General features: G+C 40.5%; 24 protein-coding genes and 1 rRNA gene. 15 read left to right on the plus strand and 10 right to left on the minus strand.

Annotation, left to right across the window (positions count from 1 at the left end; genetic code table 11):
* Positions 1-19: 19 nt before the first annotated feature.
* A 16S ribosomal RNA gene (locus tag FKG96_RS23970) occupies positions 20-1,541 on the minus strand.
* 162 nt (positions 1,542-1,703) lie between these two features.
* Complete coding sequence (locus FKG96_RS26870) at positions 1,704-1,865, minus strand: hypothetical protein (protein WP_165447098.1); 162 nt, start codon at positions 1,863-1,865, stop codon at positions 1,704-1,706.
* Positions 1,866-2,766: 901 nt separating this feature from the next.
* On the opposite strand from FKG96_RS26870, the gene dnaA reads away from it, so the two are divergent.
* Positions 2,767-4,197, plus strand: a complete 1,431-nt coding sequence (gene dnaA / locus FKG96_RS23975) for a chromosomal replication initiator protein DnaA (protein ID WP_013663329.1) — start codon at positions 2,767-2,769, stop codon at positions 4,195-4,197.
* A 74-nt stretch (positions 4,198-4,271) separates the two neighbouring features.
* Here the strand turns inward: dnaA and FKG96_RS23980 are convergent, their stop codons facing one another.
* Positions 4,272-4,709: an Hsp20/alpha crystallin family protein gene (locus FKG96_RS23980; protein ID WP_130858353.1), complete on the minus strand. Its 438-nt coding sequence runs from the start codon at positions 4,707-4,709 to the stop codon at positions 4,272-4,274.
* 130 nt (positions 4,710-4,839) lie between these two features.
* Between FKG96_RS23980 and FKG96_RS23985 the strand changes: the two genes are divergently transcribed.
* Complete coding sequence (locus FKG96_RS23985; RefSeq protein ID WP_130858352.1) at positions 4,840-5,286, plus strand: thioesterase family protein; 447 nt, start codon at positions 4,840-4,842, stop codon at positions 5,284-5,286.
* 90 nt (positions 5,287-5,376) lie between these two features.
* Positions 5,377-5,730, plus strand: a complete 354-nt coding sequence (locus FKG96_RS23990; RefSeq protein ID WP_013663332.1) for an iron-sulfur cluster assembly accessory protein — start codon at positions 5,377-5,379, stop codon at positions 5,728-5,730.
* A 93-nt stretch (positions 5,731-5,823) separates the two neighbouring features.
* Here the strand turns inward: FKG96_RS23990 and FKG96_RS23995 are convergent, their stop codons facing one another.
* Positions 5,824-6,798 carry an NAD(P)-dependent oxidoreductase gene (locus tag FKG96_RS23995; protein WP_013663333.1) on the minus strand — a complete coding sequence of 325 codons (975 nt, stop codon included), beginning with the start codon at positions 6,796-6,798 and terminating at the stop codon, positions 5,824-5,826.
* An 8-nt stretch (positions 6,799-6,806) separates the two neighbouring features.
* On the minus strand, positions 6,807-7,589 hold the full coding sequence (gene rsmA, locus FKG96_RS24000; RefSeq protein WP_041386989.1) for a 16S rRNA (adenine(1518)-N(6)/adenine(1519)-N(6))-dimethyltransferase RsmA: 783 nt from the start codon (positions 7,587-7,589) through the stop codon (positions 6,807-6,809).
* Positions 7,590-7,796: 207 nt separating this feature from the next.
* Between rsmA and pdxA the strand changes: the two genes are divergently transcribed.
* The 11 genes from pdxA to FKG96_RS24060 all read left to right on the plus strand — a co-directional run bounded on the left by pdxA (position 7,797) and on the right by FKG96_RS24060 (position 18,369).
* Positions 7,797-8,852, plus strand: coding sequence for a 4-hydroxythreonine-4-phosphate dehydrogenase PdxA (pdxA, locus tag FKG96_RS24005; protein WP_013663335.1), 1,056 nt, complete (start codon positions 7,797-7,799; stop codon positions 8,850-8,852).
* Positions 8,853-9,017: 165 nt separating this feature from the next.
* Positions 9,018-9,554, plus strand: coding sequence for a DUF177 domain-containing protein (locus FKG96_RS24010; RefSeq protein ID WP_013663336.1), 537 nt, complete (start codon positions 9,018-9,020; stop codon positions 9,552-9,554).
* Between the two features lie 14 nt (positions 9,555-9,568).
* Complete coding sequence (gene rpmF, locus FKG96_RS24015; RefSeq protein ID WP_013663337.1) at positions 9,569-9,760, plus strand: 50S ribosomal protein L32; 192 nt, start codon at positions 9,569-9,571, stop codon at positions 9,758-9,760.
* Positions 9,761-9,865: 105 nt separating this feature from the next.
* Positions 9,866-10,804 (plus strand): phosphate acyltransferase PlsX, encoded by a 939-nt coding sequence (gene plsX, locus FKG96_RS24020; protein ID WP_130858351.1) that lies wholly within the window; start codon positions 9,866-9,868, stop codon positions 10,802-10,804.
* An 8-nt stretch (positions 10,805-10,812) separates the two neighbouring features.
* A complete protein-coding gene (locus FKG96_RS24025; RefSeq protein ID WP_013663339.1) occupies positions 10,813-11,802 on the plus strand; it encodes a beta-ketoacyl-ACP synthase III in 990 nt (329 codons plus the stop codon).
* Between the two features lie 104 nt (positions 11,803-11,906).
* Positions 11,907-12,392: an acetyl-CoA carboxylase biotin carboxyl carrier protein gene (gene accB / locus FKG96_RS24030; protein WP_130858350.1), complete on the plus strand. Its 486-nt coding sequence runs from the start codon at positions 11,907-11,909 to the stop codon at positions 12,390-12,392.
* 49 nt (positions 12,393-12,441) lie between these two features.
* A complete protein-coding gene (accC, locus tag FKG96_RS24035) occupies positions 12,442-13,782 on the plus strand; it encodes an acetyl-CoA carboxylase biotin carboxylase subunit (RefSeq protein ID WP_130858349.1) in 1,341 nt (446 codons plus the stop codon).
* 227 nt (positions 13,783-14,009) lie between these two features.
* Positions 14,010-14,894, plus strand: coding sequence for a twin-arginine translocase subunit TatC (tatC, locus tag FKG96_RS24045; RefSeq protein WP_013663342.1), 885 nt, complete (start codon positions 14,010-14,012; stop codon positions 14,892-14,894).
* 12 nt (positions 14,895-14,906) lie between these two features.
* Entirely contained in the window at positions 14,907-15,347 is a 441-nt protein-coding gene (gene rpiB / locus FKG96_RS24050) for a ribose 5-phosphate isomerase B (protein ID WP_013663343.1), read from the plus strand.
* 10 nt (positions 15,348-15,357) lie between these two features.
* The gene (locus FKG96_RS24055) at positions 15,358-16,938 is read left to right on the plus strand and encodes a M28 family peptidase (RefSeq protein WP_149106251.1); all 1,581 of its coding nucleotides are present in this window, start codon (positions 15,358-15,360) and stop codon (positions 16,936-16,938) included.
* A gap of 42 nt (positions 16,939-16,980) precedes the next feature.
* Positions 16,981-18,369 (plus strand): LutB/LldF family L-lactate oxidation iron-sulfur protein, encoded by a 1,389-nt coding sequence (locus FKG96_RS24060; RefSeq protein ID WP_013663345.1) that lies wholly within the window; start codon positions 16,981-16,983, stop codon positions 18,367-18,369.
* A 17-nt stretch (positions 18,370-18,386) separates the two neighbouring features.
* Here the strand turns inward: FKG96_RS24060 and FKG96_RS24065 are convergent, their stop codons facing one another.
* From FKG96_RS24065 to FKG96_RS24085, 5 genes are all read right to left on the minus strand, one after another.
* Positions 18,387-19,187, minus strand: coding sequence for a DUF4198 domain-containing protein (locus FKG96_RS24065; RefSeq protein ID WP_165447084.1), 801 nt, complete (start codon positions 19,185-19,187; stop codon positions 18,387-18,389).
* A 172-nt stretch (positions 19,188-19,359) separates the two neighbouring features.
* Positions 19,360-21,153 (minus strand): acyl-CoA dehydrogenase family protein, encoded by a 1,794-nt coding sequence (locus FKG96_RS24070; RefSeq protein WP_149106252.1) that lies wholly within the window; start codon positions 21,151-21,153, stop codon positions 19,360-19,362.
* A 62-nt stretch (positions 21,154-21,215) separates the two neighbouring features.
* Positions 21,216-22,388, minus strand: coding sequence for an acetyl-CoA C-acyltransferase (locus FKG96_RS24075; RefSeq protein ID WP_130858345.1), 1,173 nt, complete (start codon positions 22,386-22,388; stop codon positions 21,216-21,218).
* A gap of 22 nt (positions 22,389-22,410) precedes the next feature.
* Complete coding sequence (locus FKG96_RS24080; protein ID WP_130858344.1) at positions 22,411-24,840, minus strand: 3-hydroxyacyl-CoA dehydrogenase/enoyl-CoA hydratase family protein; 2,430 nt, start codon at positions 24,838-24,840, stop codon at positions 22,411-22,413.
* Between the two features lie 60 nt (positions 24,841-24,900).
* On the minus strand, positions 24,901-25,338 hold the full coding sequence (locus FKG96_RS24085; protein ID WP_013663350.1) for a MarR family winged helix-turn-helix transcriptional regulator: 438 nt from the start codon (positions 25,336-25,338) through the stop codon (positions 24,901-24,903).
* A 256-nt stretch (positions 25,339-25,594) separates the two neighbouring features.
* Here FKG96_RS24085 and FKG96_RS24090 point away from each other — a divergent pair, with 256 nt between their 5' ends.
* Entirely contained in the window at positions 25,595-26,461 is an 867-nt protein-coding gene (locus FKG96_RS24090; RefSeq protein ID WP_013663352.1) for a cupin-like domain-containing protein, read from the plus strand.
* Positions 26,462-26,480 lie beyond the last annotated feature (19 nt).

Below are 26,480 nucleotides of genomic sequence, written 5' to 3' on the forward strand. Positions count from 1 at the left end.
CGGCCCGAGGGCCCTCTAGAAAGGAGGTATTCCAGCCGCACCTTCCGGTACGGCTACCTTGTTACGACTTAGCCCCAATTACCGGTTTTACCCTGACACGCTCCTTGCGGTTACATGCTTTAGGTACCCCCGGCTTTCATGGCTTGACGGGCGGTGTGTACAAGGCCCGGGAACGTATTCACCGCGTCATTGCTGATACGCGATTACTAGCGAATCCAACTTCACGGGGTCGAGTTGCAGACCCCGATCCGAACTGTGAGGGGCTTTCTGAGATTGGCTTCACCTCGCGGTGTCGCTGCCCTCTGTACCCCCCATTGTAGCACGTGTGTAGCCCCGGACGTAAGGGCCATGATGACTTGACGTCGTCCCCGCCTTCCTCTCTGTTTGCACAGGCAGTCTGTTTAGAGTCCCCACCTTGACGTGCTGGCAACTAAACATAGGGGTTGCGCTCGTTGCGGGACTTAACCCAACACCTCACGGCACGAGCTGACGACAGCCATGCAGCACCTAGTTTCCTGTCCCGAAGGACCTGTCCATCTCTGGACAATTCAGTAACTTTCAAGCCCGGGTAAGGTTCCTCGCGTATCATCGAATTAAACCACATGCTCCTCCGCTTGTGCGGGCCCCCGTCAATTCCTTTGAGTTTCACCCTTGCGGGCGTACTCCCCAGGTGGAACACTTAACGCTTTCGCTTGGACGCCGACCGTCTATCGCCGACATCGAGTGTTCATCGTTTAGGGCGTGGACTACCAGGGTATCTAATCCTGTTCGATCCCCACGCTTTCGTGCCTCAGCGTCAATCGTACTTTGGTAAGCTGCCTTCGCAATCGGTGTTCTGTGGCATATCTATGCATTTCACCGCTACTTGCCACATTCCGCCTACCTCAGGTACATTCAAGCGCGCCAGTATCAAAGGCACTGCGATGGTTGAGCCACCGTCTTTCACCCCTGACTTAGCGCGCCGCCTACGCACCCTTTAAACCCAATAATTCCGGATAACGCTCGGATCCTCCGTATTACCGCGGCTGCTGGCACGGAGTTAGCCGATCCTTATTCTCACGGTACATTCAGCCCGGTATACATACCGGGGGTTATTCCCGTGCAAAAGCAGTTTACAACCCGTAGGGCCGTCTTCCTGCACGCGGCATGGCTGGTTCAGGGTTCCCCCCATTGACCAATATTCCTTACTGCTGCCTCCCGTAGGAGTCTGGTCCGTGTCTCAGTACCAGTGTGGGGGTTTCTCCTCTCAGAGCCCCTAGACATCGTCGCCTTGGTGGGCCGTTACCCCGCCAACAAGCTAATGTCACGCGAGCCCATCCGTCCCCTATGAATATTTAAACGAAGGCCCATGCGGACCTGCATTCTCATGCGGTATTAATCCGGATTTCTCCGGGCTATCCCCCTGGGACGGGCAGGTTGCTCACGCGTTACGCACCCGTGCGCCACTCTCACGGGGACCGAAGCCCCCGATCCCGTTCGACTTGCATGTATTAGGCCTGCCGCTAGCGTTCATCCTGAGCCAGGATCAAACTCTCCATTGTATAATGTTAAGTTTCCGATCTCGGCATTCGCACTTCTTTCAGTGCAGCCTTCCGATCTTTTTTGTATCTTCCGGCCGACGGACCGTTCAGGCCTGTCCCTTTGACTTCCGCCAAAAAACAGGCCGCCCGTTACGCTACATGAATCTGATTTCTTAAAGAACTTTAAATGCCTCCGCTCACGCTTCGGCCTCCGCCGTATCCATCGGGTCTCCCCTCCGGTACTTCCTGCTTTTTTCTTTCACCTTCCCGGGCATCGCGCCCGTTCCGTCGTCCCCTCTCTCCCGATTGGGAGTGCAAAGGTAACAGCTTTTTTCTTTTCTCCAAAATATTTTTTTAAAATATTTTTTCCTCCTTCCTGCCGTTCACCTCCGTACCTCAAAAAACAACCGCATCCCTTCGTTTGCGGAACGCCCGCCTTCCGAACGGGATGGCAAAGGTACGAATCTCCGCCGTTCCCGCAAATGTTTCACGCCCCGGGCAACAGCTTTTTTTACAACAAACTGGAAATCAAATCGTTTTTTTTCCTCCCGCTATGCAAGCTTTGAATATGGATTCATTCATAAATCGCATAACTTAGAACCTGCCGTATCTTATCCTTTACTCCTTTCGTTATTTGATGCACCATTTGTACTTACGCGATCTACAGACCATGCGGGAAGGCAGCGCCGAAAAAAGATCTAGCTCCATTTAGGGGTACTATGAATAGATTCATAACACCTTTTATAGTACTAGACAAGTAAGCTCTGTTAAATGACATTTAAATAGCATGATAATTGTCCGCTGCGATTGATAGCCAATCTTATCGCCTATATATAATAGTCACTCATTTTTTAAACTGCTTCATAAACTCCCTTATCGAACAGCGGGACAAAAGAAAAAGCTAATTTAAATTTTTATTTTTTTTTTAGGATTAATTTGAGAAATTTATGGCAGACATAGAACCCTCACCGAAGGGAATTCAACTATCATTTTTTACCAAAAAAAAGCACAAAAACATGGGTGAAAAAAACCACACTTTATCTGGTTGTGGAAAAATTTCACATTCCAAAAAACAAGTATAGATAAACAGCATATAAACGATATAATAAACTATAAAACAATCAGTTAAAACATTATTTAAATTTTAATTTTTTTAGTTGTTTTTTTTTGTGAACTTCGACTCTCCGATAGGTTATTAACATTTTAACCTTCGATTATTGATAATCAGAATATTAGAATTTACGGTATGGAAAAAACGAGTACAAGTGTATGGAATAGCTGTCTAGAAATCATCAAAGATAACATTCCGGCTCAAAGCTTCAAGACATGGTTCGAACCAATATCGGCTTTGCGTTTGGAAGGAAACGTATTAACCATACAGGTACCCAGTTTATTTTTTTACGAATGGTTGGAGGAACACTATGTTGGCTTATTGCGAAAAACGGTAAAGAAGCAATTAGGAGAGAATGGTCGACTAGAATATAACATTGTTGTAGAAAAGTCATCGAATAAAAACATACCTTATACAACAAACATGCCCTCTAATGGGAATGGCGCAGAAGGCAAAAAACAATCTATCCCCGTACCTGTTGCACTCAATAAAGATATAAAGAATCCATTTGTTATCCCCGGGTTAAAAAAGCTTCAAGTCGACCCACAACTTAACCAAAATTATACATTTGATAATTTTATCGAAGGCGACTGTAACCGCCTGGCACGATCAGCAGGTTTTGCGGTAGCTAGCAAACCTGGTGGAACCTCTTTTAATCCACTCATGATATATGGTGGCGTCGGTTTGGGAAAAACGCACCTTGCCCAAGCTATAGGAAATGAAGTAAAGCGTCATATGCCAGACAAGTTGGTCATCTATGTCTCCTGTGAAAAGTTTTGTCAACAATTTGTTGATTCCTTAAAAAACAACACGATCAATGATTTTGTCAACTTCTATCAGGCAATGGATGTGATTATCATGGATGACGTGCACAATTTTGCAGGAAAAGATAAAACTCAAGATATTTTCTTTCATATTTTCAATCACCTTCACCAATCAGGCAAACAGATCATACTCACATCGGATAAAGCGCCCAAGGATTTAGCTGGATTAGAAGAGCGGCTGTTAAGTCGTTTCAAGTGGGGACTTTCGGCCGATATGCAAGTACCCGATTTAGAGACGAGAATGGCCATCCTCAAGAAAAAAATGTATGCAGATGGTATTGAACTCCCCTATGAAGTAGTGGAATATGTGGCTAACAATATTGACAACAACGTCCGTGAGCTTGAAGGGGCAATGGTTTCGCTACTAGCGCAAGCGACATTGAACAAAAAAGAAATAGACCTGAATTTAGCCAAGTCAATGCTAAAGAATTTCATCAAGAATTCGCATAAAGAAATCTCTATTGACTACATACAGAAACTAGTTTGTGAATATTTTGAAGTTCCTGTAGAGATGGTTAAATCAAAAACCAGAAAACGAGAAATCGTTCAGGCGAGACAAATTTCTATGTATCTTGCCAAGAATCACACTAAAACTTCTCTTAAATCAATTGGGGCTTACTTCGGTGGCCGTGACCATTCTACCGTGATATACGCCTGCCAAACGGTAGAGGATTTAATAGATACTGATAAAAAATTTAAAGCTTACGTGCAGGACATTCAGAAAAAGCTTAAAATGAGTTAAAAACCTTCTGAACGAAAATGCGAATAAAATAACAAAAGGCCGTATAGGCCTTTTGTTATTTTATTCGCATCAACTTACTTTACCGAAATTTCCTTTACAACCGGTTTCACTTCTTCTTTCTTTGCTACAGTTAACGTCAGCACACCATCTTTGAAATTAGCCTCGATCTTATTCACATCTACACTCTCTGGCAGAGTAAAGGAACGTTTAAAAGAGCTATAACTAAACTCTTTGCGGCTATATTGCTTCGCTTCATCTAAACTCTCTGCCTTATGCTCGCCACTAACAGCTAAAACATCCTTTTCTACACTAATTTTAAAATCTTCTTTACTAAATCCAGGTACCGCAAATTCAACATGAAAACCCTCCGCTGACTCAGAAACGTTTACGGCAGGGAACTTCGATAAGCTACGACCGGATCCATCATAAAACAGATTGTCAATTAAATTACTTACCCATGGATCAAAGGTTTTAACACGGTTATTCGTATCAATAAATCTTGAAATGTTCATTATATTGTCCTCCTAATTATTACTTTTTATTTGACAAACTTTGTTCAAATTGGATACCAACAGAAACAAATAATGCGAAATCAGAAACAATAAGACATTTTGTCATTTAAATCCATCAAATAACGACAATATGACAGAAAATCAATTAGCCAATTTTGCGTTCTCAACATCAATTCAGATCCGCTTTGTTGATCTTGATGCCTTTAGGCATGTCAATAATGCTAACTACCTCACCTATTGTGAAATTGCGCGTACTATTTATTGGAACCAAAAGATTAAATGGAACTGGAATACAATCGGCGTGATTATCGCGCGTGCGGAAGTTGATTATTTGAGTCCTTTAACGCTCAAAAATAATCTGCGCGTATATATAAGAACATCAAAAGTGGGAAATAAAAGTTTCGAACTGGAGTATCTTATGATCTCGAAACGAAATGGGAAGCTAACGACACATGCCAAGGCAAAAACTGTATGTGTATGTATCGATTACAGAAGCAACGAAACAGTTTTGATCCCAAAGAAGCAAAAGAAACTGATGCTGCAAGAGCTTAATCACTTTGTTAATAAAGGGTCATAAAGCCATAGCACTTCGAAAAAACACTGATTTCCTGTATCTTTGTAAACAAGTATTCAAATTTCAAAAGGAAAGCGAATAAAAGAAACGATTATGAGTACAGAAGTAATAACAAGTGCTGCACCCTTAACCTTGACCGAAGGTGCAGTAAAGGAATTGAAGAAGCTCCGGGAACAGCAAGAGATTGCAGATGACTTCGGTTTACGCGTCGGCGTCGAAGGCGGTGGTTGTGCCGGCATGAATTATATTTTAGGTTTTGATCAAAGAAAAGAGGGCGATACGGAATACCTTATCTCAGGAATTAAAGTGTTCATGAATAAAGCTCACGGATTATATCTCGCTGGAATGGAAATTGATTTTCAAAACGGATTGAATGCCCGCGGGTTCACATTTAATAATCCTAACGCAACCAGCACTTGCGGATGCGGGACTTCTTTTTCTGCTTAAATAATAGGAAACCGAAAGCTATAGCAACGCTGTGATGTCGTTCCGGATATCGCAGCGTTCTTAAATTATTAGGCAGAAACGATTCAATCCAAGCTATATGTGGAGTTTAGTTTCATTCGCATGAAAAAATTCAATTACCTTATCGGCTAAAATAGCCGCTATTTTATAATACGACTCAACTGTCCATCCCGCTACATGAGGACTCATCAACACCTTCTCGTTCATTTTTAATTTCTCGTACCAATCGCTTTGTGTCAAAGCAGGGAAGCCCTCGATTGGCAAGACATCAAACGATGCGCCTAAAATTCTACCTTTCTCTATCCCTTTAAGCACAGCGTTCACGTCAACAATTTCACCTCGTGCTCCGTTTAGAAAGAAAATCGGCTTACGGAATTGCGACAAATACTCTTCATTCACCATGTTACGAGTTTCTCGTGTTAATGGAATATGCAAACTCAACACATCTACCTGTTTCACCATTTGTTCCATACGAACTTCTTCCACATATATATCAGAAAAACCAGTTTTATATTTATCGTACGCTATGACCTTTACACCAAATCCATTGAGTTTTCTTGCCATCGCCTGTCCGTTATTGCCGTAGCCAATTAAACCTACCGTCCGTCCCGCCAATTCAAAGCCTCGATTAGCTTCACGCAACCACTGCCCCTCTCTGATTTGAACGTTTCCCCGAATTAAATTGTTCATCATGGCAAGCAACATACCTATCAAATGTTCGGCCACTGCATCCCGGTTGCCTTCAGGAGCGTTTAATAATTGTATACCTTTCTCTACCGCTAAAGGCTCATCAATGTTGTCCATACCTGCTCCTGCCCTTCCTATGCATTTCAACCGCTGTGCAACATGGAGAACCTCCGCATCGATCCTAAACTTAGATCGAATAATTAAAACTTCATAGTTAGGAAGTATTTGAAGTGCTTCGAAACGCGTAATCTCAGGACGATAATCACAAATCACCCCTGTATTTTTTAATTTATCAAGAAAAACCCCATGGATATCGTCTACAACCAAAACTCTCCACATAAAAGAATTGTCTTTTTGAGCCATTACAATATTTATTTTAGCGACTTTTCGATTTCATTCGTTAACTCTATGAAATCGTCGACCGATAGCCTCTCGGCACGCAAATCTAAAAATGGATGATTGGGCATCCTTGCCTTATCAGCTATTACGCTTAAGGCATTTCGTAATGTTTTTCGACGTTGGTTAAATCCCGCCTTAACGATTTTTTGGAAAAGATTTTCGTTACAAGCCAACCTGTCAATGCTATTACGCTCCAAACGAATAACGCCGGATAAAACTTTTGGTGGTGGGTTAAACGCCCCCGCCTTCACGGTAAAAAGATAAGCAATATCATAATAAGCTTGCAAAAACACACTTAAGATACCATAATCCTTACCCCCCGGCTTCGCCGCGCAGCGTTCAGCGACCTCCTTTTGAAACATTCCCACCAACTCAATAACCTGATGTCTATGCTCTAACACTTTAAATAGAATTTGAGAAGATATATTATAAGGGAAATTCCCGATGATCGCTAGCGGTCCGGGAAAAACAGAAGCAAAATCTAATAATAAGAAGTCGCCATGTATTAATCTTTTATCAAGTGAGGGGTACTTAGTCTTCAAAAATTCAACTGATTCTATGTCCAAATCAATTAACCAAGATTCAAATCGTTTATCTTCAAGGAGAAAATCTGATAATATCCCCATCCCTGGACCTACCTCCAAAACCTTATCAAAACCCTTCTCGGGTCGCAAAGCGTTCACTATGCGCTTTGCTGTATTCTTATCCGTGAGAAAATGCTGCCCTAAATGTTTCTTCGCGCGAACTACTGTCATCTTTGATGGTACCTTTCGCCAAAGATACATTTATTAGCTTAAATGTACTTTTAGATAAACAGTTTTATCCTGCAATTTGGCATAAAGGGCAGATAAAAGAGTTCCATGTTCCTGTGTTCTGTCTAATAATTGTTTTAAGCAGCATTATCCGAATTGCATATAAGTTCAATTTTACATAAGTTTGGCCTATTAAAAGAAGCAGTTAATATGAGCGACAAACTGAAGGTTGGAATAACTATTGGAGACGTGAATGGAATCGGCCTAGAGATTATTATAAAAACTCTTGCGGATAATAGAATATTAGATTTCTTCACACCAATTGTATATGGAAACACCAAAGTTGCTTCTTTTCACCGCAAAACAATAGGAGTCAACGATTTCAGTTTTAATGTAATCAATAGTCCGGAGCAAGCGCATGACAAAAGACCAAATATGATTAATTGTTGGCAGGAAGATGTCAAAATCACACTCGGAGAGTCAAATGAAATAGGAGGAAAATATGCTTTCTTATCCTTAGAACGGGCGACTCAAGATTTGATAGATGGCCAAATCGACGTTTTAGTCACGGCTCCAATAAATAAACACAACATTCAGCAAGAAGCATTCTCTTTTCCAGGGCATACCGAATATATACAAGCAAAAACAGGAGCAGATGACGCACTTATGTTTATGGTAAGTGACGAATTGAAAATAGGGGTGGTTACTGGGCATATTCCGGTCAACGAAATTGCAAAGTCAATTACAAAAGAAGCCATTCTAAAAAAGCTTGAGTTGATGAATGCAAGTTTGCGAACAGATTTTTGGATCCAGAAACCAAAAATTGCCGTTTTAGGGTTGAATCCTCATGCTGGCGACAACGGACTTATTGGCACAGAAGATATTGAAATCATTCTTCCCGCCATACGAGAAGCCAATGAACGCGATATTTTTGCTTTTGGGCCCTATGCTGCAGACGGTTTTTTTGCGGGAGACAATTATAAAAACTTCGATGGTGTATTAGCCATGTATCACGATCAGGGCCTTATTCCGTTTAAACAGATTGCTTTTCACAACGGCGTCAATTTTACGGCCGGATTACCTGTTATCCGAACCTCTCCCGACCATGGAACGGGCTATGATATCGCGGGAAAGAGTAAAGCATCAGAAACATCCTTTAGAGAAGCTATTTTTACTGCTCTCAAAATCGTCAGGAGAAGAAGAGAACAGGAAGAACTGATGGCAAATCCACTCAAAATAAGAAAACTCTCGAAGGATAGGGATTAACAATCTTATAGCATCCATCGTTTATCATCGATACGCTTACTTGCAAGGAGCAAAACGGGGTGGTAAAATCTCTACATCGTATCCAAGCCAGTAGACACACTACTTTCAAAAAAACTTTCAGTTCTAATTTATTATTTCTAAATTTGCGAGCTTAATTGTCGTGCTTTGAAAACTTTAGATCAATATCGAATACCATTTACGGGTTTAAAGCCTGGGAAACACGAATTTGAATTTGAGATAAGCAAACTTTTTTTTGAGGAATTCGACTATTCCTTGGTTAAAAATGGTGAGCTAAAAGTTTCCCTTGTTCTTGATAAGCAAGAGACAATGATGGTTGCAGATATCCATATCACCGGCAAGATAGAATTGACCTGCGATGTTTGTCTCAATCAATTTTGGGGTAAGTCGGATATTTTGCAGCGACTCATTATCAAATTTGATGATGAAGACAGTGTTTCAGATCTTACGGATGAAATAATGGTTCTTAAAAAGAACGAACACGAACTTGATTTGGCGAATATATTTTACGAGTATATCACATTATCCGTACCGTATTATAGTCGATGTGAGGAACAGGGGATAAATGTTAGTTGCGATCAGTCGATGATTGATAAATTAAACAGTTTAAATAGTCAGGACGATGCATCAACCGATACAGATCCCCGCTGGGAAATATTAAAAAAAATAAAAAACAATAATTAAATAGAAAAGACGAGATGGCACATCCAAAACGTAAAACCTCTAAGTCTAGAAGAGACAAAAGAAGAACACATTATAAGGCAGAGTTACCTACACTTACGACCTGCCAAACTACCGGTGCAGTACATTTGCCACACCGTGCTTACAATGTTGACGGCAATCTTTATTATAACGGCAAGTTACTCATTGAAAACACCTCGATTGCCTAAGTTGATTTTTCAATATTAAAAAAACATCCCAAGGTTCGCTATTTCTGAAAAAATGCGGTACTTTGGGATGTTTTTAGTTAATAGAACAGCAAACGATAATCAAGGATGAAGATTGGTTTAGATATCATGGGCGGAGACTTTGCACCAAACGCCACTGTTTTAGGTGCAATAGAGGCCTCAAAGGTATTATCGAACGATCAGCAATTAGTACTGATTGGCAATAAGGAACTAGCATTACCCATTTTTGAACAGGCAGGTATAGACGCGTCATTATTTGAATTTATACATACTACCGAAACAATCAGTATGGGCGAGCATCCAACAAAGGCAATCACTCACAAACCCAACGCAAGTATTAGTTTAGGTTTTCAATTGCTAAAAGAAGGAGGCATTGACTCTTTCGCATCTGCAGGTAATACGGGTGCCATGCTAGTTGGCTCTATGTTCAGTGTCAAAACTGTACCAGGTGTTATCAGACCAGCCATAGCTACAAATGTGCCACGTTTAACCAGTGGATTCAGCGTTTTATTAGATGTTGGTGCAAACGCAGATTGTAAACCTGATAATTTACTGCAATTTGGTATATTGGGAAGTTTATATGCCCAACATGTCTACAGCAGTGAAAACCCTGCAGTTGCTTTATTAAACATAGGAGAAGAGGAAGAAAAGGGCAATATGCTTACCAACGCTGCCCATAACTTAATGAAAGAAGCACAAGCTTTTAATTTTATCGGAAATATTGAGGGCAGAGATTTGTTTGAAGATCATATTGACGTTATCGTATGTGATGGATTTACAGGAAATGTTGTATTAAAGCTTGCAGAGTCTTTCTACAGCTTAACTGTAAAAAAAGGTTTTAAAGATCCATTTTTTGATCGATTCAATTATGAACAATATGGGGGTAGTCCAATCTTAGGGGTCAATGCCCCCGTGATCATAGGACATGGTATTTCCAATCCGGAAGCAATCAAAAACATGATCCTTTTATCTCGGGATATGATTGAATCAAAATTCGTAGATAAGGTAAAAGCTGCTTTTAAATAAATAAGAGAATGTCTAAAATTCATGCTGCCATAACTGCCGTTAACGGATATGTTCCTGATTATATACTAACAAATCAGGAATTGGAGACTATGGTTGAAACGAACGATGAGTGGATTACCACACGAACAGGTATTAAGGAACGGCGCATTTTAAAAGGGGAAGGACAAGCGACCTCTGACATGGCAGTACCGGCTGTTGAGGGCCTTTTACGCAAACGAGGGATTTCAGCGGAGGAGATTGATCTAATCATTTTCTGTACCAGCACTCCAGACATGCCTTTTCCTGCTACCGCGAACATTTTAGCCGATAAAATAGGCGCTATTAATGCCTGGGGCTATGATCTTCAAGCGGCCTGTTCAGGTTTTATTTATGGTCTTACTACCGGTGCCCAATTTATCGAGTCCGGAAAACATCAAAAGGTATTAGTAGTTGGCGGAGATAAAATGTCTTCGATTATAAATTATGAAGATCGAGCGACATGCATCATATTTGGAGATGGTTGTGGGGCTGTCTTATTAGAACCTAATACAGAAGGACTGGGAGTTTTGGATGCTATTTTGAAAAGTGACGGCAGTGGAAAAGAATACCTCAATATCAAAGCGGGAGGATCTTTAATGCCTGCAACCCATGAAACTGTCGATCAAAAGTTGCATTATGCTTTTCAGGAAGGTAAAACAGTATTTAAATTTGCTGTTACCAATATGGCTAACGTTGCCGCTGAGATCATGGAAAGGAATCAACTCACCGCTGCAGATGTCAACTGGCTTGTTCCTCACCAAGCAAATAAACGCATTATCGATGCAACTGCTGAAAGAATGGGACTAGGTCCCGAAAAAGTAATGATCAATATTCAAAAATACGGGAACACAACCAGTGGTACAATCCCTTTGTGCTTGTGGGAATGGGAAAACCAGCTGAAGAAAGGCGACGTGCTGATCTTAGCCGCTTTTGGCGGGGGCTTCACTTGGGGTTCTGTATACCTCAAATGGGCTTATTAATACAATTTTAGTTTCAGTTTTGATCAAAGATACTAACTTTGCAATCTCTTTATCGATTTCGTAAAATATACAATTGTTAGATATTAAACTTAGAACCAACGAATATGAGCATGGATATTAAACAAATTCAGGACCTGATAAAGTTTGTCGCAAAATCAGGAGTCAATGAAGTTGCTATTGAGGAAAAAGACTTTAAAATAACCATAAAAACAAATCAAGAGCCAACTTATGTCACTGCAACCCTGCCCACTGCTACTCCCGTGGTGCCACAAACTCCTGTAAGTTCTCCTGTTGCAGCAGTGCCGGTATTAAACACAGATACGCCAAAGCCTGCAGAAGACTCTTCAAAATATTTAACGATCAAATCACCAATGATCGGTACATTTTATCGTTCTTCAAGCCCAGATAAACCAGCCTTCGTGAATGTAGGAGACGAAGTGAAAACAGGGCAAGTGGTTTGTATTGTAGAAGCAATGAAACTATTCAATGAAATTGAATCAGATATTTCAGGAAAAATTGTTAAAATACTGGTAGACAATGCACAACCAGTGGAATACGATCAGCCTTTGTTTTTAGTTGATCCTTCATAATAGTAACTTTTGGACCGAATTTAGTACACTGGTTTATTGAAAAAAATTCATGTTTAAAAAAATTTTAATAGCAAATAGAGGAGAAATTGCTCTACGAATTATAAGGACATGTAAGGAAATGGGGATTAAGAGTGTTGCTGTATACTCAACTGCCGACCGTGAGAGCTTACATGTGCGTTTTGCCGATGAGGCTGTCTGTATCGGCCCTCCAGCCAGTAAAGATTCTTATCTTAACATTCCTAACATTATTGCCGCTGCTGAGCTCACTAATGCGGACGCGATCCATCCCGGATATGGTTTCTTATCGGAAAATGAGAAATTTTCTGCTATATGTCGAGACTATGGCATTAAATTTATCGGTGCAACGCCTGAGCAGATTCGCAGTATGGGAGATAAGGCCTCAGCCAAAGAGACCATGAAAAATGCTGGCGTACCCACAATACCTGGATCTGATGGTTTGGTTCCCAATGTTTCGGAAGGGTTAAAAATAGCGAACGAAATAGGTTATCCTGTCATTCTAAAAGCTACCGCTGGAGGTGGTGGACGAGGTATGCGTGTTGTTTGGAAAGATAGTGAATTTGAACCGGCATGGGACTCGGCACGTCAAGAAGCAGGTGCAGCATTTGGAAATGATGGTATCTACCTAGAAAAGTTTGTGGAAGATCCACGTCATATCGAAATCCAGGTCATTGGCGATCAGTATGGAACCGTTTGTCATCTGTCCGAAAGAGATTGCTCTATACAAAGACGCCATCAGAAACTGGTAGAGGAAGCGCCATCTCCCTTTATTACACCTGAGCTCAGACAAAAAATGGGTGATGCAGCAATTGCAGGTGCAAAGGCAGTGAATTATGAAGGAGCCGGTACCATCGAATTTCTTGTGGATAAACACCGAAATTTTTACTTTATGGAGATGAATACACGCATTCAAGTGGAACATCCCGTAACGGAAGAAGTCATTAACTTCGATTTAATAAAAGAGCAAATAAAAGTTGCAGCAGGTGTTCCGTTATCTGGCAGGAATTATGAGCCGAATATGCATGCAATAGAATGTAGAATAAACGCAGAGGACCCCTTCAACGGATTCCGTCCATCCCCTGGAAAAATCACAACATTTCATTCACCTGGCGGTCACGGAGTTAGAGTTGACACACATGTTTATGCAGGTTACCAGATCCCGCCTAATTATGACTCTATGATCGCTAAGCTTATTTGTGTTGCACAAACTAGAGAAGAAGCTATTTCGACAATGGAAAGAGCTCTTAGCGAATTTGTTATTGAAGGTATTAAAACTACCATTCCTTTGCATTTACGATTAATGAGAGATCCTAACTTTAGAGCGGGAAATTTCACAACAAAGTTTATGGAAAACTTCGACCTTTCAGAGTAATAGTTATAGCCCCGGCAACGCTACTCTTGTCGCTAGCTTTCAAAATAAAATACGCTTTTATAAGCGAAAGTCTTTTAAGATATGAGCTTTTCATGCGATAATCTTTAATTTAAATACCATTCTTATATTAAGAATGGTATTTTTGTTTTCTTATGAAATACGATTGGTGAGTTGGATCAACCTATTTCATTAACACTTTGATTGGTTTTTATTTACTACTAAATATTATGAGTGAAATCTCCGGAAAAAAAATTATTGAAACCATTAAACAAAAAGGCAAAACCATCGAAGCCGAAATGTCATTCTTTGACCATTTGGAGGTTCTAAGATGGCATCTGATTCGTTCAGCCATAGCAATAGCGATATTTATGGGGTTGGCTTTCGCCTTCTATGATTTCATTTTCGATACCGTTATTATGGGTCCGAAAAAACCTGATTTTTGGACATATAGAATGATGTGTATCATTGGAGAAAAATTTAATTTAGGCCCTGATTTCTGTGTAACCGAAATCCCGATCAATATTATAAACACTGATATGGCGGGACAATTCACCTTGCAATTGAACTCTTCGCTTTTAATTGGCTTGGTTTTGGGCTTTCCTTATCTTCTCTACGAAATATGGCTCTTTGTAAAACCGGCCTTAACCGATATTGAAAGAAAGTCGGCCAATGGTTTTGTATTTTACGCGACACTTTTATTCATTTTAGGAATCCTTTTTGGCTATTTCATGATTGCTCCTTTGTCTGTCAATTTTCTGGCGCATTATTCGGTAAGTCCGGAGATTGATAACCAAATAACGGTCGACTCATACTTATCTTCGGTTGCCACATTGACCCTGGGTACAGGTATCGTTTTTGAGCTACCGATCATTATATACATTCTGTCGAAAATCGGCATTATGACACCCCAATTTATGAGAGCAACTAGACGCTATGCTATCGTCGTCATTTTAGTGATAGCCGCTATTGTGACACCTACGCCAGACATACTAACCATGTTAACGGTAAGCTTCCCTCTGTTTTTGCTATATGAGCTTAGTATAGTAATTGCGGGACGGGTTGAAAGAGCTAAATTAAAAGCAGAAAAAGCATTTTACAATAACGAACAATAAATCAGTATAAAGATGCAAATCAAAACAGTAGCTATCGGCGGCGATCATGCAGGCTTCGAATATAAAGCAGCCATTATTCAATATTTAGAAGAATTAGGATATACCGTGCGCAACTTTGGAACGGATAGTGTTGAATCCGTAGATTATCCTGATTTCGCCCATCCTACTGCGAGCGCAGTAGAAAGTGGTTCTTGCGATATAGGCATATTGGTTTGCGGCAGTGCTAACGGTGTCGCCATTACAGCTAATAAACACCAAGGAATACGGGCTGCCATTTGTTGGAAGCCAGAGATAGCAGCGCTTGCTCGCCAACACAACAATGCAAATATTATCTGTTTGCCGGCACGTTTCACATCCATAGAAGAATGTAAAGAAATGGTACAGATCTTTCTCGCTACCGAATTTGAAGGGGGTAGACACGGTACTCGTGTTAATAAGATAGCCTGTTTATAGTTTTTGGCCTATGTCGATTAAAGGGATAGTCACTACAATACTTTTTTTCGTTCTTATCGGATGTTACGCACAACACAGCGTACCTTCCACCTATGCCGAGCTCATCGACCCTACATCTGCGAGAAAACACTTAACAATTATCGCATCAGATGAGTTTGAGGGAAGGGAAACGGGAAAAGTAGGAGCAGACAAAGCTGCGAATTACATTGCGCAGCAATTTGAACTATTAGGTTTAACGGCACCCGTTAACAGTAGCTATTACCAACCCGTGGAACTAGCTACGAAAGCTTTTTCGGTTGATACCTTTGAAGTAGGTGAACATACCTTTCGGCATGAGAAGGATTTTCTGATTATTGGCAAAAGATCGGAACAGGAAATAAAAACTGACCGGATGGTTTTTATTGGTTATGGTATTAGCGACAAGCATTACGACGATTTAGCTAAAATCGATATTGCTGATAAGGTAGTTCTGTTACTTAATGAGGATGAACCGAGGGATAAGATGGGGAAATCACTTATAACGGGGCAAACGAAAGGCTCTATTTGGTCGACCAGCAATAGCAAGCGAATGCAGCATATAATCAGTAAGAAGCCAAAATTGATTTTAGCTATATCAAAAAATGCAGACACCTTAATACAGCAAATCAGTAAGAAAAAATATGCAGAAAAGATTCAATTAAAAGAAGATTTGACACAGGAAAATCTAAGCACGGATCATTCCCCTACAGTTGTTTATATTTCTCCACAAACGGCTAATTTAATATTATCATCCCACGGATCCAATCTTGAAAAATTGAAGCAGGAGATTACCGAAAGTGGAAAACCTAGAAGTCGGGTGCTTAAAAGTACCTTAAAATTATCCTTCGGGCAAAAAATCATTGATGTCAAAGCGCAAAACGTTTTGGGCTATTTGGAGGGCACCGACTTAAAGGACGAACTTTTAGTGATAACAGCTCACTATGATCACATTGGGGTTAACCCAAATGGTGAAATAAACAATGGAGCGGACGATGATGGCTCGGGGGTTACGGCTGTACTTGATATTGCAAAGGCATTCGCACGAGCGAAGGAGAATGGTCATTCTCCAAGAAGAAGTATCTTATTTATGATGGTTACAGGCGAGGAAAAAGGTCTATTAGGATCCGACTATTATACGAGGCACCCTGTATTTCCATTAAATAAAACCATCGCCAATCTTAATATAGATATGATTGGTAGAATTGATCCGTCGCATTTCGCTAAAGCGGATTACGTTTATTTGGTAGGTTCGGATAAATTGAGTTCAGAACTTCATCACATTAGTGAAGCGGCGAATAAAACATATACCAAATTGGATTTAGATTATCGATATAACGATCCTAACGATCCCGAAAAGATATATTATCGTTCGGATCATTACAATTTTGCAAAAAACGACATCCCTGTTATTTTTTACTTTAATGGCGTCCATGAGGATTATCATGATATTGGAGATACAGTGGATAAAATTGATTTCCCACTGCTCTGCAAACGAGCAAAGCTTGTCTTTTATACAGCATGGGATTTAGTCACGAGAGATACAAAACCCATTGTCGATTCACATAAAAAATAACGATCGGGTATTTACGTTATTAAAGTAAAAACACGCTGCCCTATGTCTACAAAAACTGCATCAAATTTCATATTAGCGAGCGAGAGCAAAGCCTTTGATCTACAACATCGAAGGGTTATTAGCTTTAATATTGACCGATATGATACGGCAGTCAGTAATGGGCTTAAGCGATGGAATAATCTAGAAAATGCAAAACGCAAAGCGCACAGCCTGAAGTGGCGGGTAATGGAAAATTTGGATAAGCTTTTACCTGAGTTTGAAGCGAATTTCCAAAAAAATGGCGGAAAAGTCATTTGGGCTAATGATATACAAGAAGCGCAGCAGGAAATACTAACGATACTGAAAAGAATACAGGCGAAGAAGGTAGTGAAGTCAAAATCAATGGTAACCGAGGAGATTGAACTGAATGCCTTCTTGGAAAGCAATCAAATCGAATCAGTTGAAACTGATTTAGGAGAATATATTGTTCAGCTGCTTGGTCAAAAGCCCTATCATATTGTCACTCCAGCTATGCATCTCAGCTTGCCCGATATAGCGAAGCTATTCCACGAAAAATTCGGCACACCCGAAAATGCAAGTGCAGAACAACTTACCTTGAAAGCACGGGAGTTATTAAGAGATGAATATCTGTCTGCCGATGTTGGAATTACAGGCGCAAATTTTCTCCTTGTAGATACAGGTAGCATCGCCATTACCGAGAATGAAGGGAATGCACGATTAAGCACGAGCTTTCCAAAAATACACATAGCCGTTGTTGGTATAGAAAAACTGATTCCGTCTATCAGCGATTTGGATTTATACTGGCCTCTTTTGGGCAATCACGGTACTGGCCAAAACCTCACCGTTTATAACACCATTTTAAGTGGCCCGAAGCGAGAAAACGAGTCTGACGGACCTGATGAGATGTATGTTATTTTACTCGATAATGGTCGGACAGATTTATTAGCACAGAAAGATCAAAGACAGGGACTTTATTGCATCCGCTGTGGAGCCTGTCTGAATGCATGCCCAATTTATAAAAATGTTGGGGGCCATACTTACGGCACAACCTACAGCGGCCCTATAGGATCAATTATTACGCCCCATATGAAGGGGATGCAAGAGTTCAAGCATTTAAGTTATGCCAGTAGCTTGTGCGGCAAGTGTTCAGAAGTATGTCCCGTTAAAATTGATATTCATAAAATGCTTTTACTAAATCGGCGGGACTCCGTTAAGGAAGGACTAAACCCTCAAGTTGAAAACTGGGGATGGAAGGCTTTCGTGAAGATTGCAACCAAAAGGAAATGGCTAGACTTTTGGGGTGGCAAATGGAAAAATTTCTTTCTAAGCAGGTTTTTTGCAAAAGCTTGGGGAACCAAAAGAACATTACCCTCTATTGCCCCTGAATCCTTTAGCAAGCAATGGAAAGAACAGCAAAAGGACAAGATCTGATACGGATACACCGATTATCATTGAAACCGAAAGGAAAAGGAGCTTTGATAATAGTTGTAATTAATGCCCTTTTCCTGACTTGGATTAGCGTACACTGTTTGTAAAAGCCACAACCCGGATCGATTAAGTTTAAAGTATATTTTACCCTCTGCATTGGAGCGATATTTTGCCGCATGCACTTGCCCATTGCCTGATTTCGTGTAAATAGTGGTACTCGTTCCTTCCAATGGTTTGCCATCCAATAAGATTACGGCAGTTATATCATCTCCATATTGTAATTTATAGGGATTTTGTTCAAGTATAATTTCCAGCTGTTTGCATTCCTTTGCTTTATAAAGATTTCCATTTGACTTGTCAGTGATTGTAAGAGCCTTCGCAGTAAAAAAAGTATTTGCAGTATATTCAGTGGTAAACCCCGATGAGTCAATAACCGAAGCCAAATCAGTCAAATTTTCAGTTTTTGCGAAATCTTCTACTACTAGTTGGTCATAAGTAACTGCTCCGCCTTTAAACTCAATTGTCAATAGACTTTGTCCCCCATTTTGTTGAACAGCCGCATATTTTAGAAAGTCTTTATTCAATGGAATAGTGTCGGCCACCTTCTTTCCTCCTTGGGTATAATTTGCATAAATTAGATTTTTAACTGCTTCCGGTGCTATTTCTGAAGATTCTAAGCCTCTTCCTTGATATATGGTGTAAGTTACACTATCTCCTGATGAAGCGACATACTTATCGGCAATCAGGGAATAATCTTGCGCGTTGGCTTGAAAAATCGATAAAACAAGAAAAGAAGAGATGACTAGGAAACTTTTGATCATATTATACATTGGACTATCCTCAACGTTAAGTAAGTCCAAACCTAACATAAAATTTTTACTTCAAAAAGCCTTAGAACTAATTTTAACACTTTTCCAACATTAATGACCTTGATCAATACCTCATGGCAAAACTTCGATTTTGCCATGAGGTTTGACTTTGCTAATAATTTATCTAAAAACAATATCCGTTGGCATCAATAAGCAGCTTGGCCACTCGTTGCCTCGCCTCTTTAACATTAAATGGCTCTAGCTTTGTAAATCTTCGTAAGCCTGCCAACATCATTTTTAACTCATCGCCTTCTGCAAAAGAATTCAGTGCTTCTTTACCAGCCAAGTACACTTTGTCAACTGCATTGTATAAAAAGATCCGTGCCATGTCTATTTGTCCCGCCACTTCTTGCTCATTTTTGAAGTGTACTAATTTTTCCACCCTTAATAAAGTAGATTCAGCAAGATAAACGGTGCCGATAATATCGGCGATATTCATTAAGATCTCCTGTTCCTTTTGTAGCGTCATCATTAACTTCTGAACGGCAGCACCGGCAACTAATAGGCCCGCTTTCTTCAGATTCACAATAACTCTTTTTTCGTAAGCAAGCAAAACATCCTCAGGTTCTGAAAAGTCAGGTATAGCCATTAATTCTCCTGCCACCTCTTGTGCTGGCCCCATGAGATCAAGTTCACCTTTGAGCGCTCGCTTTAGTAACATATCAACAATGAGTAAACGGTTTACTTCGTTAGTTCCTTCAAATATTCTATTAATTCTCGAATCGCGATAAGACCTCTCCATTGGAGCGTCGGCTGAATAACCCATTCCACCATAAATTTGCACGCCTTCATCAACGATATAGTCGAGCATTTCTGAACCACAAACCTTAAGAATTGCACATTCAATAGCAAATTGTTCGGTCGACTTTAGTTTAGCTTTGGCGGGTTCCATACCGTCGGAAACAAGCGCTTCATAGGCATCATCAATATTCTGCCCTGCACGGTAAGCGGCACTTTCCACTGCGAAATTTCGAATTGCCATCTCCGCAAGTTTATACCGAATTGCACCGAATTTCGCAATTGGCAATTTAAACTGCACCCGTTCATTTGCATAGTTAATTGCTTGCGAGATAACCTTACGTGAAGAGCCGATAGCTGCTGCACCAAGTTTAATTCGCCCAATATTTAGAATATTGACCGCTATTTTAAATCCGTTTTCGCGTTCTGATAGCAGATTTTCTTTTGGGACAGGGCAATCATTAAAAAACACCTGTCTTGTTGAAGAACCTTTAATTCCCAGTTTATGTTCTTCGGGATTCATCGTAATACCCCCAAAGGCACGCTCTACAATAAACGCCGAAAGATTCTTATCATCATCAATCTTAGCAAATACGATAAATATATCGGCAAAACCACCGTTTGTAATCCACATCTTTTGACCGTTGATCAGATAGTGCGTTCCCTCATCATTTAATTTAGCGGTCGTGCGACCGCTATTAGCATCCGACCCTGCATTAGGCTCCGTTAAGCAATAAGCTGCTTTATACGCTCCTGTGGCTAGTTTTGGAATGTACTTTTGCTTTTGCTCGGTATTCCCGTAATAAAGGATAGGTAAAGTTCCTATACCGGTATGAGCAGAAAGTGCTACTGCAAAACTATGTCCGGCACCCACTGCATCTGTAACAAGCATAGACGTGTTGAAGTTCTTTCCAAAGCCCCCATATTCTTCCGGTATAGAAACACCTAACAAACCAAGTTCTCCTGCCTTATCAAGCAAGGTTTGCATTAGGCCTTCTTCTTGATTATCGATTCTTTCTAAATTTGGAGTAACCTCCGTCTGAAGAAAATCTTGGCAGGTTTTCTTGATCATCAGCTGTTCCTCATCAAACTCCTCAGGAATAAAAACGTCTTCGTAACGGGTCTCTTTAATAACGAATTCGCCACCTTTTATTGCTCTCTTTTTATCCACGGTTTCCATAATCTGTATTTTTAGTAATTGTTAGGCAATGGTCTTAAGTTCCACAACATAAAGCATAAACACTAAAGCATTTCGAAGATTCCTGCAGCCCCTTGCCCTGTTCCGACACACATCGTCACCATTCCGTATTTTTGCCTCCTTCTTTTTAGTTCGTTAAAAATTTGTACGCTTAATTTAGCTCCTGTACAACCTAATGGGTGTCCCAAAGCAACAGCTCCGCCATTTACATTAACTAAATCAGGATTTAAATTTAACTCGCGAATAACGGCCAGCGATTGGGAAGCAAAGGCCTCATTTAATTCAATAAGACTAAGATCATCCAAATTTAGTCCCGCTTGTTTCAGCGCTTTTGGTATAGCAAATATGGGACCTATTCCCATAATACGTGGTGGAACACCGGCTACGGCATAACTAACTAATCTGGCAATCGGTTGGCAATTTAATTGCTTTAGCTTTCTCTCTGATACAACCAATACAAACGCTGCACCATCTGACGTCTGGCTCGAGTTACCAGCTGTTACAAGTCCGTCCGCCGCAAAAACAGGCTTCAGTTTAGCCAGCGCTTCAAGGCTTGTATCAGCCCGGGGTCCTTCATCTGTATCCACTATATATTCTCTCGTACCGATCTTATTATCGCGAACAAAGTTTTCCATTACCGTAAAAGGCATAATTTCCTCTTTAAACAAACCCTTTGTAATCGCTGAAATTGCCTTTTGATGCGAATGATAAGAAAACGAATCCATATCTTCCCTGTTCACCTTATATTCTTTAGCGACCGCTTCGGCCGTCAAGCCCATATTCCAATACCAGTCGGGGTGTGTCTTTGCTACATCTGAATTTGGAACCACTTTCCACCCCCCCATAGGCATACCCGACATCACTTCAACACCGCCGGCAACAATTACATCTGCCATTCCTGCTTTTATTTTAGCCACAGCAGTTGCTATTGTCTCCAAACCTGATGCACAATATCTATTGACCGTAACGCCGGGAACCTTATCAGTATCGAGTGCCATCAAAGAAATGAGCCTTGCCATATTTAACCCTTGCTCTGCTTCAGGCGTAGCGTTTCCAACAATGACATCATCTATTTCTTCTTTATTAAGGTTAGGAACAGAATTGACCAGGTGTCTTATGACCGCCGCAGCCAAATCATCAGCACGTGTAAATCGGAAAGCGCCTTTTGGAGCCTTTCCTACAGCCGTTCTGTAACCCGCTATTATATATGCTTCCATATCTTCACTATTTTAAGATAACTTAGTTTCTGAGTGCTTTACCTTTAGTTAACATGTGCTGTATTCGTTCCAGTGTTTTCCTTTCCGCTGTCAGCTCCAAAAAGGCCTTTCTTTCAAGATCCAACAAGTATTGCTCGGAAACTTCCGTAGGTGCCGAGAGGTCTCCCCCACACAATACCCAGCCAAGCTTCTCTGATATTTTCTGATCATGTTCGCTAATATAATTTCCTGATTTCATTGAGTTTGCTCCAACGTACACGATGCCTAATCCCTGCTTTCCCAATACTTTAATATTGTTTCTCGGAATAGGCGCAGTATAGCCGGCTTCAGCCAGACCTAAAGCCTTTGCCTTTGCATCCGCAAGCAATCGGCTACGATTCATCGTAATGGCAAATTTACCTTGTTGGAGATAACCTAGTTCGTATGCCTCTATTCCGGAAGTACTTACTTTTGCTTGGCCGATGGTTAAAAAACGTTCCTTTAGCACATTTTGACTAATTTGATCTGCTTTATACTCATCTGAAGCCCTTAAGGCAAATTCTTTCGAGCCACCACCACCCGGTATCACCCCAACCCCAAATTCAACGAGTCCCATATAAGTTTCCGCATGGAGCTGCACGAAATCAGCATGCATAGCAAATTCACACCCTCCTCCCAAGGTCAGATTAAATGGAGCAACTACGACGGGTATATTCGAGTAACGCAAGCGCATGGCCGTATTCTGAAATAACTTAACGGCCATATTTAACTCATCGTAATCCTGCTCTACGGCCATCATAAAAATCATCCCGATATTGGCTCCGGCAGAGAAGTTGGCTCCGTCGTTCCCGATAACCAAGCCCTTATATTCTTTTTCGGCCATATCAATTGCTTTGTTAATGCCTTGAATCACATCTCCACCGATCGTATTCATCTTCGTATGGATCTCTGCATTAAGTATCCCGTCACCTAGGTCGATGATTGATACGCCACTATTTTTCCATAAGGTCTTCGTTTTTCGGAGATCGTCTAAGTTGATAAAATCAGCTATACCAGGGATTTCTTTATAGTCTTTGCTCTGAATATCATAAAATAATCTTTTCCCGTTTTCGACCTTATAAAAGCTTTTATGCCCGGATTGCAACATTTCCAATACCCACGATGCGACTTCGCCCGTTTGCCCTGGAATCCGCTTTTCTTCTTGCTTTATTTTTTCTAATGTTTCCTCAACACCTAGCGCATCCCATACTTGAAAGGGTCCTAATTCCCAACCAAAGCCCGCGCGCATCGCATCGTCAATTCGATAAAACTCTTCACTTATCTCCGGAATACGTTTAGATACATATTCAAACAGTGGATAATGCATGGCGCGAAATAATTCCGCTGCTTTATCATTTCCCTGTTCATAAACTTTCATTCGTTTCGCCAGGTCATCAATCTTTTTGGTTTCCTCTAATGTTACCGATTTTATCTTTTCCTGCTTTCGATAAGACATGGTGCCCAAGTCAAGCACCAGGATTTCACTATTTCCCTTCTCATCTTTTACTTTCTTATAAAAGCCTTGTTTAGTTTTTTCACCCAGCCACTTTCTTTCAGCCATGTTGTCAATATAGCTCGGCAAAACGAAAATATCCCGCGCTTCATCTTCAGGAACATTTTCGTATAGGCCTTTTGCAACATTCACCATCGTATCCAACCCGACAACATCCGAGGTCCTAAAAGTGGCAGATTTGGGGTGTCCCATAGCAGGACCTGTATATTTATCTACTTCTTCTAGGGTGAGATCTAGCTTCTTAACCAAATGTGTGACGGCCAACATTGAGTATACACCAATCCTATTTCCAATAAATGCGGGAGTGTCTTTGCACAACACAGTTGTTTTGCCTAGAAATTTATCTCCATAATGCATTAAAAACTCGATAATCGCAGGTTCCGTTTCGCGTGATGGGATGATTTCCAACAACCTCAGATAACGAGGTGGGTTAAAGAAATGAGTACCACAAAAGTGTTTTTTGAAATCTTCACTTCGTCCCTCAATCATTAGATGCATAGGAATACCAGAGGTATTACTACTAACAAGCGTCCCTGGTTTTCGATATTGTTCTATCTGCGTGAAAATCTGTCGCTTAATATCCAAACGCTCTACAACCACCTCTATAATCCAATCGACATGCGCTATATCAGCCATATTATCTGTAAAGTTACCTGTTGTGATACGCTGAACATATTGCTTGCTATATATAGGCGATGGGTTTGTCTTTAATGCGGTTTCTAATGATTGACTAACGATACGGTTTCTAACCTGTCGGCTTTCCAAAGTTAGACCTTTGGCCTGTTCGTCAGGGGAAAGCTCCGTCGGAGCGATATCCAATAATAAAACAGAAACACCTATATTGGCGAAATGACAGGCAATACGAGACCCCATTACCCCTGAACCCAATACGGCTACCTTCTTTATACTTTTATTGATCATAACTAAGAGGCTTTTGATAAAACATAGTGACAATAGCTTTTTTCAAGCTTTTTATTCAGCTTACCCTTCTTTCGGAACATATTTAACAGCCAATTCATTTAATCGTTTCAATGTATCTATAAGTTTTTGTCGCTCACTATCTTTAATTAAGCTGTCCAGGTAACTATTAAATTCCCTTACAATATTTTTTGCAATCTCTCGCCTTTTCTGTCCTTCCTCCGTTAAAAAAACACGTACCGAACGCTTATCCTGTGCGTCGGCTCTTCTATAAATTAGCCCTTGTTGTTCCATTCCGCTTAACATACGCGATAAACTTGTTGATTTAACACCTAATAATCCGGCTATTTGCGTAACGGGTGTCCCGTCTTTTCTGATATTGATCAAAACATATCCTGTTGCCTGTGTAATGCCGTGTTTCGATGCTAATTGATTGTATTTACTAGCAATTGACTGCCAGGTAATCTTTAAGTAATAATCAATGGTATTCTCTTGGCTCATTTTTTATTATGCTTGCATAGCAAATCTAATCTATAATTCCATAAGAAACAAGAACTTTATAAAGTTTTCAGTTAATTGAGGATTTTCGAAGCAATTTGGCTTCCACACTGTCTTTATCATTCAATTCTAAGATCATATCGTCTCTTAAGAGCGATTTTGGCATTTCTCTTGTATATAATTTATCTAAATAAAAAGCATACTACATATGCAAAAGAATTTATAAGTTTGCAGTTACACGTGTCATAACCTATAAGAAGTGCAACTAAAGAAGACAGATAGGCGATCAGGGTTGAGCTCAAAAGAGTTCCTTGACCAATATTTTAACAAAGGGGTTCCGGTTATCTTGGAAGATTTCGTCAGTAAAGATAGTCCTGCATTCAGTAAATGGAACTACGACTACTTCAAGGAGATTGCAGGCGATCATGTTATTGAACTATATGGCAAAGAGGACACTTCAAACGATCGGGCGAAAAGTGCTCCGGTGACGAAGATGAAATTCTCCGAATATCTGGATTTGATCGAACGTGAACCAACGGACCTGCGTATATTTTTGTTTAATTTGATAAAACTAAAACCTGAACTAAATAATGATATAATATACAATGATTTAACGGGTGGCAAGGTTCTTAAATGGCTTCCCTTTTTATTTTTCGGCGGAGAAGGCTCGAGCACACGGAATCATTTTGATATCGATATGTCACATGTGTTCATTACACAATACAAAGGTATCAAGCGAATCTGGCTTTTTCCTTTGGACCAGTCGGATTTGATGTACAAACTTCCTTATAATTTTCATAGTATTGCCAACTTAAAAAATCCCGACTACGCTAAATACCCAGCGCTTAAATACTTAAACGGCTATGAAGCGGAAATCCATCCTGGTGAAACCTTGTTGATGCCTTCCGGCTATTGGCACTACATACAGTATGTGACAGAAGGCTATTCCATCAGTGTTCGGGCATTGCCTTCAAAAAGAATGGACAAGTGGCGCGGTTTCAGAAACCTGGTGATCACACGTCATTTCGACAATACGATGCGGAAAATCTTCAAGGACAGGTGGTATCAGTACAAGATCGCTATAGCGACTTCACGGGCAAACAGAGCGATTAAAAAGATTAAATAGAGGATTATAATTTCCTCTA

The sequence above is a fragment of the Olivibacter sp. LS-1 genome (genome assembly GCF_008245145.1).
GTDB classification, from domain to species: Bacteria; Bacteroidota; Bacteroidia; order Sphingobacteriales; family Sphingobacteriaceae; genus Olivibacter; species Olivibacter oleidegradans.

Bases quoted from the DNA above. Each gene is read 5' to 3' on its own strand.
- rsmA (WP_041386989.1), bottom strand. From the start codon at position 7,589: ATGACAGTAGTTCGCGCGAAGAAACATTTAGGGCAGCATTTTCTCACG.
- dnaA (WP_013663329.1), top strand. From the start codon at position 2,767: ATGGAAAAAACGAGTACAAGTGTATGGAATAGCTGTCTAGAAATCATC.
- plsX (WP_130858351.1), top strand. From the start codon at position 9,866: ATGAAGATTGGTTTAGATATCATGGGCGGAGACTTTGCACCAAACGCC.
- rpmF (WP_013663337.1), top strand. From the start codon at position 9,569: ATGGCACATCCAAAACGTAAAACCTCTAAGTCTAGAAGAGACAAAAGA.
- FKG96_RS23990 (WP_013663332.1), top strand. From the start codon at position 5,377: ATGAGTACAGAAGTAATAACAAGTGCTGCACCCTTAACCTTGACCGAA.
- FKG96_RS24060 (WP_013663345.1), top strand. From the start codon at position 16,981: ATGTCTACAAAAACTGCATCAAATTTCATATTAGCGAGCGAGAGCAAA.
- FKG96_RS24075 (WP_130858345.1), bottom strand. From the start codon at position 22,388: ATGGAAGCATATATAATAGCGGGTTACAGAACGGCTGTAGGAAAGGCT.
- FKG96_RS23980 (WP_130858353.1), bottom strand. From the start codon at position 4,709: ATGAACATTTCAAGATTTATTGATACGAATAACCGTGTTAAAACCTTT.
- FKG96_RS24080 (WP_130858344.1), bottom strand. From the start codon at position 24,840: ATGATCAATAAAAGTATAAAGAAGGTAGCCGTATTGGGTTCAGGGGTA.
- FKG96_RS24085 (WP_013663350.1), bottom strand. From the start codon at position 25,338: ATGAGCCAAGAGAATACCATTGATTATTACTTAAAGATTACCTGGCAG.
- FKG96_RS24055 (WP_149106251.1), top strand. From the start codon at position 15,358: ATGTCGATTAAAGGGATAGTCACTACAATACTTTTTTTCGTTCTTATC.
- pdxA (WP_013663335.1), top strand. From the start codon at position 7,797: ATGAGCGACAAACTGAAGGTTGGAATAACTATTGGAGACGTGAATGGA.
- FKG96_RS24065 (WP_165447084.1), bottom strand. From the start codon at position 19,187: ATGATCAAAAGTTTCCTAGTCATCTCTTCTTTTCTTGTTTTATCGATT.
- FKG96_RS24070 (WP_149106252.1), bottom strand. From the start codon at position 21,153: ATGGAAACCGTGGATAAAAAGAGAGCAATAAAAGGTGGCGAATTCGTT.
- FKG96_RS24025 (WP_013663339.1), top strand. From the start codon at position 10,813: ATGTCTAAAATTCATGCTGCCATAACTGCCGTTAACGGATATGTTCCT.
- accB (WP_130858350.1), top strand. From the start codon at position 11,907: ATGAGCATGGATATTAAACAAATTCAGGACCTGATAAAGTTTGTCGCA.
- FKG96_RS23985 (WP_130858352.1), top strand. From the start codon at position 4,840: ATGACAGAAAATCAATTAGCCAATTTTGCGTTCTCAACATCAATTCAG.
- tatC (WP_013663342.1), top strand. From the start codon at position 14,010: ATGAGTGAAATCTCCGGAAAAAAAATTATTGAAACCATTAAACAAAAA.
- accC (WP_130858349.1), top strand. From the start codon at position 12,442: ATGTTTAAAAAAATTTTAATAGCAAATAGAGGAGAAATTGCTCTACGA.
- FKG96_RS23995 (WP_013663333.1), bottom strand. From the start codon at position 6,798: ATGGCTCAAAAAGACAATTCTTTTATGTGGAGAGTTTTGGTTGTAGAC.
- rpiB (WP_013663343.1), top strand. From the start codon at position 14,907: ATGCAAATCAAAACAGTAGCTATCGGCGGCGATCATGCAGGCTTCGAA.